Here is an 8,520-nt window from a genome sequence, read left to right as displayed (position 1 = left end):
CCTTGTCCCCAAGTCTAGTCTCCACCCTAAAATAAAAAACCTACACCTGTCAGCTTCCCCCGCCCCCCTCACAAGGGTAGGTTTTTTAAGATTGGGGTTGAGGTAAGACAAGGTAGACAGGTAGACCAGTAGACAAGGAAGAGTGAGAACGAAAAATAGGGCGTTTCGGCTTTTAGAAGTTAGTTTGACCGAACAAAATGCTGTACGGTTTTCCCCCCTTGTCTTCTTTCCATCCTTGTCCTCCTTGTCTTGTCCCCACCCTCAAGTAAAAAACCTACACCTGTCAGCCCCCGCCCCCCTGCACCTCCACACCTGGAACTCCCCGAAAAAAAATTTTGTCCAGTCTGTTGACAAGTATGTAGTATGCATGTAGTATAAAAAACATGACAGAGAGGAGAGGCAAAACCCTCTATCTCAAAAACCCAGTCTGAACCTGGAAAATTGAATAAAACGTCGGAAATCTTCACGAACGTCAATCAGGATGTTTTGAAATCGAAATCGGTTCATTATGTTACTCCTGTATACCCCGCTGGTTCGTCAGGTTCTCACTCCTTTAGAGTGGGATACTAAACCCAATCAGCGTAATTTAGACCCATCTATGACGGAAAAAGAGCGTTTAGCCTCCAATTATATCAGTCAAAATCAAATGACTGATCAAATCCGTCACAGCCAAACGGTCTATTCTTTAGAGCGGCGTTTCTTAATCTAAAAAATATCAGTGTTTGTGAATGAAAATCAATGCTGGTAGTTTGAGGAAAATGAGTGCGTTTGCTCCAGAGATAGATTGATAAACACCAATCGAATCAATTTTTAGGAGGTGCCAGCATGGTTCACATTCGCTTTGAAGGTCGTTCCTATGATATTCCAGAAAATCAGCTTGGTGTCGAAGCTGGGATGAAGGATACTGTTGTCAAAGAATGCATTGCCCAGTATTTTGATGTCGGACGCGATCGCTTAACGGCTTATGTTGTCGATCGGCGTCCCAGCGGCGACCTAATTATCCGTCCAGAAGCCGTTTACGGTTAAAGCATTTACACCCGAACAATACATAGCGAAATTTACGGGTGCGATCGCGCCCCAACTGAAGAAGCTTACAAACTGGTAACATCTGACTTCAACTCAGATTGTAGGTTCGATTCCTGCCCTCTCCGCCTCTGGGAGAGGTGTAAAAAAAAGCTTCTTTGACTTGCGCGATCGCACCAATCCACTCATATTTTGGATAAGTAAAGATAACGGTAAGTTTACCGAATTCCCTTCAACCCAAAATCTAAAATTCAGAATTCAATATCCCGCGCCCTTACTTGTGAAGCTTACATACTGTTCCGCCTACTAAGCGGGAGGTTGTAGGTACCCTTCGGGAACGCCTAAGGCGAACGAGTCCTACTAGCTGCACTCAATGCAGCTATAGCTCAAATGGATAGAGCGCCAAGTAATACGGCTTTGCTAACTTGCGCGGGATACCTCTTATTTGCAATGGTTGAAATTCACTTCGCGCCCCAACCGAAAAAGCTTACATACTAGCCATAGGAAAAGGCGCTTGATTTAGGCTCAAGATTATGCAGGTTCAAATCCTGCGTATGAATAACGGCTTTTTTAACTTGCGCGAAGTGATTCATCCATTCAATTTTGCCCGAAGAAATAAAGAGCGCTAACGCGCCCAAACTGAAAAAGCTTACATACTAGCTCACTGGTAGAGCAATCGACTTGAAATCGATGTGTCGCGGGTTCGATTCCCCTGTATGAACCAACGGCTTTTTTGACTTGCGCGTTAGCTTGAACATCACGGAGGAAACGTCGATGTCAGTTAAAACCTTTGAAATTTTGGCACAGGTTAAATCGTTAACCCTCATTTGAGGATATCACCTTTGGTTCGGATGTAGGGGCGACCCGCTTGCACTCACTATAAACTCCAGAAACAGGGCGGGTTTACAAAAGTTACCAGTTTTGGCTTACATGTTATCGGTAAAACCCGCCCCTACAGATGATCGGGTCGCCCTTTACTCAACCCCATCTTTACAAAAATAAATGGCAGTTGTCGCCGCGCCCTAACCGGGAAAGTAGGGGCTTGGTTACCAAGCCCCTACTGACATCCTTACCCTGTCACGGTAAACCTAACCGCTTTCTGAACTTGTGCGGCACTATTTTTAGTCAAAGCGTGCGACATTTGCCTCCATTCTTTTCATTAAAGGAGGTTGTCATGAATACCGCAGAACGCGACTTGCGTTTGGAAATGCTCAACAGTCTGTTAACCACCCCTCACCGAGAATTAAATAAGGTTGCAGACTTACACAAAATGATGGTGGAACTTGACCCCATCTTCTACGGACATCTTGGTGTATGGTATCAGAAAGAAGGGGATGTTCGTGACCACAAAGAAGTGTTTGTCGGGAATCTGTTGACCAGTCAGTTAACGGAACACCGAGACGCCGGATTCATGTTGCTGCAAACGTTTCCACCTTACCAAGTGGCGCGAATTGTGGACTTCATGAAGCAGCACCAGCAGAAGGTTCCCCGTTCCGCCCGAACCGCAGTACGGCGTTATTTGCAAACACGGGAAAAACAGCCCCAATTCTTTGACCGTGCGGCGTTGCGGGGACGCAAGTCAATGAAGCACCTCTACGCCAGCTTGCACATTAAGCCGAGTGAGCGTGCTAATGCCATCCTGTTTAAGGATGCGCCTCCTGAGGATAGCCTAGCTTTTACGCTCAAGCAATTGGCAAAAGCAGCGACTCCTACCGAACAAGCACGGCAAATTGTGGCGCATAAGATTCCTTACACGATTGCCATTGGTGCGGTTAAGCAAATCACGCCCACTGTATTAGTCGCCCTGATTAATTCCATGACACCCCAAGAGGTAATTAATAACCTCAAGTCTCTCAAAGCGCGGGGAGCCATGGAACACCCCCAGGTGAAGGCGTTGATTGATGAAAAGCTGATTGCGGCTCAATCTGATAGCCGTGTATCCGCCCTCAAGGGACGAGTTGCAGCTGAGGCGGCGGGATTAGATCTCGCCACTACCGCTCAGTTAGAGCGCGTCATGGATGAGCAGGTGAAAAAGCGCGGCAAAATCGCCAAACCCACGGCGCTGTTGGTGGATAAGTCTGGCTCCATGCATCAAGCCTTGGAGGTGGGTAAGCACCTAGCTGCGTTGATTTCCGGGATTACGGAAGCGGAGTTGTTTGTCTATGCGTTTGACACAATGCCCTACCCGGTTAAGGCAACCTTGAGTCGCGATACCCGATTGGGGGATATCTTGGCGAATAATCTGCCCCAAGAGCATCTCTACAGCCACTGGGAGCGTGCGTTTCAGCACATCCGGGCTGGGGGTGGTACTAGCATCGGCTGTAGCGTTGAGGCGATGCGTCGGCGTAAGCAGTTGGTGGAGCAGTTTATCTTGGTGACAGATCAAGGGGAAAACACGGCGCCCTATTTTGGTAATGCTTTTGATGCCTATTGTCAAGAGTTGAATGTGCTGCCAAATGTGATCATCGTCAAGGTAGGGAGTTCCTATGACTGGATTGAACAAAAGTTGCGGGAACGGCAAGTGCAGGTGGATACGTTTACCTTTGCGGGTGACTACTACTCACTGCCAAACCTGATTCCACTTTTGTCTCGCCCTTCTCGGCTGGAGTTGTTGATGGAAATTCTGGAGACTCCATTGCCTGTAAGGGATGATTAATAGTAGGGTGGGCATTGCCCACCTTACTGGCGTGGCACAGCTACAATGGGGCGGTATATTTTAGGGGGTTTCTGGGCGCAAGCCTTGCGCCCCTACAGGGAATCATATCAAATAGGAAAGGGTTGTGAAGCCGGAATTAACAATCGATATCCTTCTAGATGAAGCAGCAAAATTCTCGGAGATTGAAAGTATCTACGATGAACCATTGCTGTATGGCGTTACAGACGGAAAAGCAGTTGGCACTTACCTTGAACACAAATTTAGGACTTATTTAAGCCACACCTACAACTATGAATTAGGGAGTTCAGCTTCTGGTATTGACTTTCCAGGGTTACAGGTGGATATGAAAGTAACGAGTATCCGCCAACCTCAGTCATCCTGCTCATTTAAATCTGCCCGCCAGAAAATTTTTGGTCTCGGATATAGCTTATTGATATTTGTCTATGAAAAATCAGATGATAGCCAGAGCCGTACAGCTAGGCTAACTATGCAACATACGATTTTTGTTGATAAAACTCGCACAGCAGATTATCAAATGACGCGGGGAATTCTTGACATTCTCAATAATGATGGTAATACAGATGACTTAATTGCTTTTATGCAAGACAAAAATCTACCTGTTGATGATATTGAAGCTTTAAACATTGCGGAGGCTATTTTGAGTAATCCACCCGATCAGGGTTATCTCACTATATCCAATGCTTTACAGTGGAGGCTTCAATACCGCCGCGTTATTCAACAAGCTGGAGATGTTGCAGGAATTTCCCGCGTGCGGTAATCGGTATGGTAATGAAAAAAACGAAATACAAGGTAGAATTTGGCGATTTTCAGACTCCCGATGAATTGGCTTACCAAATCGTCCAAATCTTGACAACTTTTAATATAAATCCCCAATCCGTCATTGAACCAACTTGTGGTCAAGGCGCATTTCTCTTGGCAGCGGCTGCTTTGTTTCCTAAAAGTCGTCAGTTTATCGGTGTTGATATTAATGAATTGTATTTAGAGATCCTGCAAAAAAGAATTATTATCCAAGCTATCACATCTCCCATTAAAACAATTTGTGCCAGTTTTTTTGAAATCGATTGGTCAAAACTATTGGCTAATTTACCTGAACCCATTTTGATCATAGGCAATCCCCCTTGGGTAACGAGTGCCGAGTTGGGTAAACAACAAGGAGCAAATCTGCCTATGAAGTCAAATTTCCAAAAACGAAAAGGGTTAGATGCTCTCACGGGTAAAAGTAACTTCGATATTTCAGAGTGGATGCTTATCCAGCATCTTGAATGGTTGAAAAGACGCACTGGCATCATTGCCATGTTATGTAAAACCGCTGTAGCTCGAAAAGTCTTAGTTTATGCATGGAAACACGACCTTCCTATTCAAGAATCCCGATTTTATAAAATTGATAGTTTAAAATATTTTAATGCCGCTGTAGATGCTTGCTTATTTGTACTGGAAATTGGAGACGCAATACCATCCGAAAAAGTGCAGATCAGGTGTGTCGGTAATTCTCACCCTAAGGATGAGGTTGGGTTTCGTTCCTCAACCCAACCTACAAACTTGACATACTCCCCCTCCAAAACCTGCCACTGTTTTGAACATTTGTCTGACCAAAAGCCGCTCAACACTATTGCTTACTATGATGGCAGGGTTATTGCTGACGTGGAAACTTACCAGCAGTTGCAGCATTTATCCGGTATCGATAAAAACTATATCTGGCGATCTGGTCTAAAACATGACTGTGCTAAAATTATGGAATTAGTGAAAAATGGTCAGGAATATCAAAATGGATATGGTGTAACTGTTTCGTTGGAAGATACTTATGTTTATCCTCTTCTCAAAAGTTCCGATATCGGCAACGGTCATGTAGTAAATTGTCGTAAATATCTGCTCGTAACCCAGCGCTATATCGGTGAAGAGACAAGCTATATTCAGAACAATGCTCCAAAAACATGGGACTACTTACAAAATAATGCTGAGGCATTGTTTAACCGCAAGAGTTCAGTTTATAAAAAACGTCCACCGTTTTCGATTTTTGGGGTAGGCTCTTATACATTCTATCCGTGGAAGGTAGCTATATCTGGTTTTTACAAAAAACTCGATTTTAAATTAGTTAGACCTATTGGTGGTAAGCCAGTTGTCTTTGATGATACCGTTTACTTTTTGCCCTGTTGGTTTGAGCAAGAAGCACAGTTTATTACTGAACTACTTAACTCAAAGGTCGCCAATCTGTTTCTTGAGTCCATGATTTTCTGGAGCGACAAGCGACCGATCACGATTGATGTACTTAAACGTCTTAATATTCAGGCGCTTGCTCGTGAGCTGAATCGAGAGGATGAGTATATTTTCTATGTTAAACAAAGAATGAATAAAGGTGGTAACGGATTAGATAATGGATGACAAATGACAAATAACCTGATTGGGTGAGGTGAAGTCTTCACCGCCTGTGATAACTTAACTTAAATATGTATTACAATATAATACAATATCCGAAGCTTACCCTGGGACTGTTCAACCTGACTCTATTCTCTTGACAATAAAGCAAACAATCGGCGGTGTAATCATCATTACCTATGACTCTGACAACGGCTCAACCTCAAACCCAGTCCGTGGTACTCACAGCTTATGACTTGTGGAAATCTTACGGTTCAAACCCTGTTGTTCAAGGTGTTAATTTTACCCTGAATTCTGGAGAAATTTTGGGTCTGCTTGGTCCCAATGGAGCAGGGAAAACCACGACAGTAGGAATGCTCTATGGTTCAGTAATTCCCAGTCGGGGTTTTGTGCAACTCGGACAGTATCAAATCCAATCTCAAGGGCGTTTGGCGCGTTCCTCGATGGGAATTGTTACTCAAGACGATAACCTTGACCCCGATTTTAGTGTCTTCGATAACTTGATTTTCTTTGCCCATCACTACCGGATTGTTGGCAAAGCGGCTCGGAAACGGGCAGGGGAATTACTGGCGCAAGTGGGATTGCAAGACTATGCTAAACATCGGGTGGATCAACTCTCTGGCGGGATGAAGCGGCGTCTGGTGTTAGCACGGGCGTTGATTAATCAGCCACAAGTGGTGTTTCTGGATGAACCGACAACTGGGCTTGACCCCCATGCGCGGCAAGATTTTTGGAAGTTAGTCAGTCAGCTAAAGCAAAAAGGCTGTGGGGTGCTATTGACAACCCACTATATGGATGAAGCCCAACGATTGTGCGATCGCCTTATTTTACTCCAACAGGGTAAAATGATTGACCAAGGTACTCCTGAGGAACTGATTGAGCGTACTGTTGGCACAGAGGTGGTAGAAATTGAGGGCATTTCAGCAGAAATCCTCCAACAACTCGCCCATCAGTATCAAACATGGTATCGCTCTTTTGGCAATGGTTACCTGATTGGTTTGCCATCAGATGATTCCCACCCTCTTTGGGATTATCTGAGTGATACGCATCCTTTTAGCTTAACCCGTCGCCATACCAATTTAGACGATGTATTTTTGCGCCTGACAGGTACGTCACTTGAATAATTTATCATGGGTCATTGGTCATTGGTCATTGGTCATTGGTCATTTATAAAAGAATTATCACATTGAGTCGGGGCGGGTTTATTAGCATCTGGGTGGCAACAAAGGGTTAGGGTCAAACCCGCCCCTACAGTTATCTGTTAGCTAATCTGCCGCCACAAGGGATTCAGGCAAAATACAATCTTTGAAATCGCAAATTAAAATGAAAGGCATTTCTGTTACCCCTTGGGGAGTCTACTCAGTCTGGCATCGTCATGCTAGGGTTTATCAGAAAACCTGGTTAGTAAATAGCTTACCTCCGCTTTCTGAACCGATCATTTATCTCGTCGCTTTTGGCTATGGGCTTAGTCCCTTAGTCGGCGATGTCACCTACCAGGGTGAAACGGTTCCCTACTTAAAATTTATTGCCCCCGGTATGATAGGAATTGGTGTGCTATTCCAATCTTTTTTTGAGGGCGCTTTTGGCAGTTTTATTCGCCTAAAATTCCAAAAAACATGGCAAGCTCTACTTACCGCGCCGTTAAGCTTCACCGAAGTGTTTTTGGGGGACTGGCTATGGGCAACAACCAAGGGAACCATTGCGGGTAGCTTGACGGGGTTAGTGGCGGTGGCGTGGGGACTCTACTCAGGCTGGCATTTACTGATATCATTGCCCCTAATTATTTTGGGCAGTATGCTATTTGGCGTTATGGGACTGTTTACAGCGGGAACCATGCGAACGATTGACCAAATTAATGTGCCACTTTTCTTATTCATCGTCCCCATGTTTACCTTCTGTGGGACGTACTTTCCCCGCGAAACGTTACCGCCTATATTGGGTAATATTGCCAATCTATTGCCCCTTGCTGCTCTGGTTGACCTATTGCGCTGGCCCCTCGGATTATCAAATTTCTGGTTTTTGCAGTTAATTGGGCTACTCTTGGGAATGGGTCTTTTTGCTGGATTGGCTTGGCGACAGATTTATCCCCAGTTGTTTCGTTGATTGAATCAGGCAAAGGGAGGAGAAGCCCACAGTCTAATCTTTGATTGACTGTAGAAGTACGTCACTAGATTGCCAACTTTGGTAGCCTGAAAAAATTTAACCGGAAAAATGTATCCCAGAATACGAAAAATCAGTTTAAATTTTTCCTTGCTCCTCTGCTTTCCAGTCCCTCTGCGCCCCTGGGATCTCAACTGAAAAGTTTGCGGTCTACATTTGTTTGGCGGCGGGAAGGGGATCGGCGACCGATGGAATGCCTGAAAACCCTGATAGATATACACTGTAGGGATTGGGTCAGGGCAAATACAGCCCCATTCCCATTCACCCGTCCCGATTTAAAACTCAAC

7 protein-coding genes and 1 tRNA gene are annotated in these 8,520 nt (G+C 44.9%); all 8 read left to right on the top strand.

Annotation, left to right across the window (positions count from 1 at the left end):
- The first annotated feature begins 508 nt into the window (after window positions 1–508).
- The 8 genes from ACLFWI_RS04935 (at window position 509) to ACLFWI_RS04900 (ending at window position 8,176) form a co-directional block, all read left to right on the top strand.
- Entirely contained in the window at window positions 509–709 is a 201-nt protein-coding gene (locus ACLFWI_RS04935) for a hypothetical protein (protein WP_446411997.1), read from the top strand.
- A 116-nt stretch (window positions 710–825) separates the two neighbouring features.
- Entirely contained in the window at window positions 826–1,026 is a 201-nt protein-coding gene (locus ACLFWI_RS04930; RefSeq protein ID WP_446411996.1) for a hypothetical protein, read from the top strand.
- A gap of 647 nt (window positions 1,027–1,673) precedes the next feature.
- Window positions 1,674–1,747, top strand: a tRNA-Ser gene (locus ACLFWI_RS04925).
- Window positions 1,748–2,197: 450 nt separating this feature from the next.
- On the top strand, window positions 2,198–3,679 hold the full coding sequence (locus ACLFWI_RS04920; protein WP_446411995.1) for a hypothetical protein: 1,482 nt from the start codon (window positions 2,198–2,200) through the stop codon (window positions 3,677–3,679).
- Between the two features lie 124 nt (window positions 3,680–3,803).
- Window positions 3,804–4,457 carry a restriction endonuclease gene (locus ACLFWI_RS04915; RefSeq protein WP_446411994.1) on the top strand — a complete coding sequence of 218 codons (654 nt, stop codon included), beginning with the start codon at window positions 3,804–3,806 and terminating at the stop codon, window positions 4,455–4,457.
- 5 nt (window positions 4,458–4,462) lie between these two features.
- On the top strand, window positions 4,463–6,079 hold the full coding sequence (locus ACLFWI_RS04910) for an N-6 DNA methylase (protein ID WP_446411993.1): 1,617 nt from the start codon (window positions 4,463–4,465) through the stop codon (window positions 6,077–6,079).
- A 173-nt stretch (window positions 6,080–6,252) separates the two neighbouring features.
- Window positions 6,253–7,197, top strand: coding sequence for an ABC transporter ATP-binding protein (locus ACLFWI_RS04905; protein WP_446411992.1), 945 nt, complete (start codon window positions 6,253–6,255; stop codon window positions 7,195–7,197).
- A 199-nt stretch (window positions 7,198–7,396) separates the two neighbouring features.
- Window positions 7,397–8,176 (top strand): ABC transporter permease, encoded by a 780-nt coding sequence (locus tag ACLFWI_RS04900; protein ID WP_446411991.1) that lies wholly within the window; start codon window positions 7,397–7,399, stop codon window positions 8,174–8,176.
- Window positions 8,177–8,520: the final 344 nt, after the last annotated feature.

It is taken from the genome of Coleofasciculus sp. (assembly GCF_046539235.1).
Taxonomy (GTDB): domain Bacteria; phylum Cyanobacteriota; class Cyanobacteriia; order Cyanobacteriales; family Coleofasciculaceae; genus Coleofasciculus.
The sequence above is the reverse complement of the archived record's forward strand: the minus strand, read 5'-3'. Positions and strand labels throughout refer to the sequence as shown.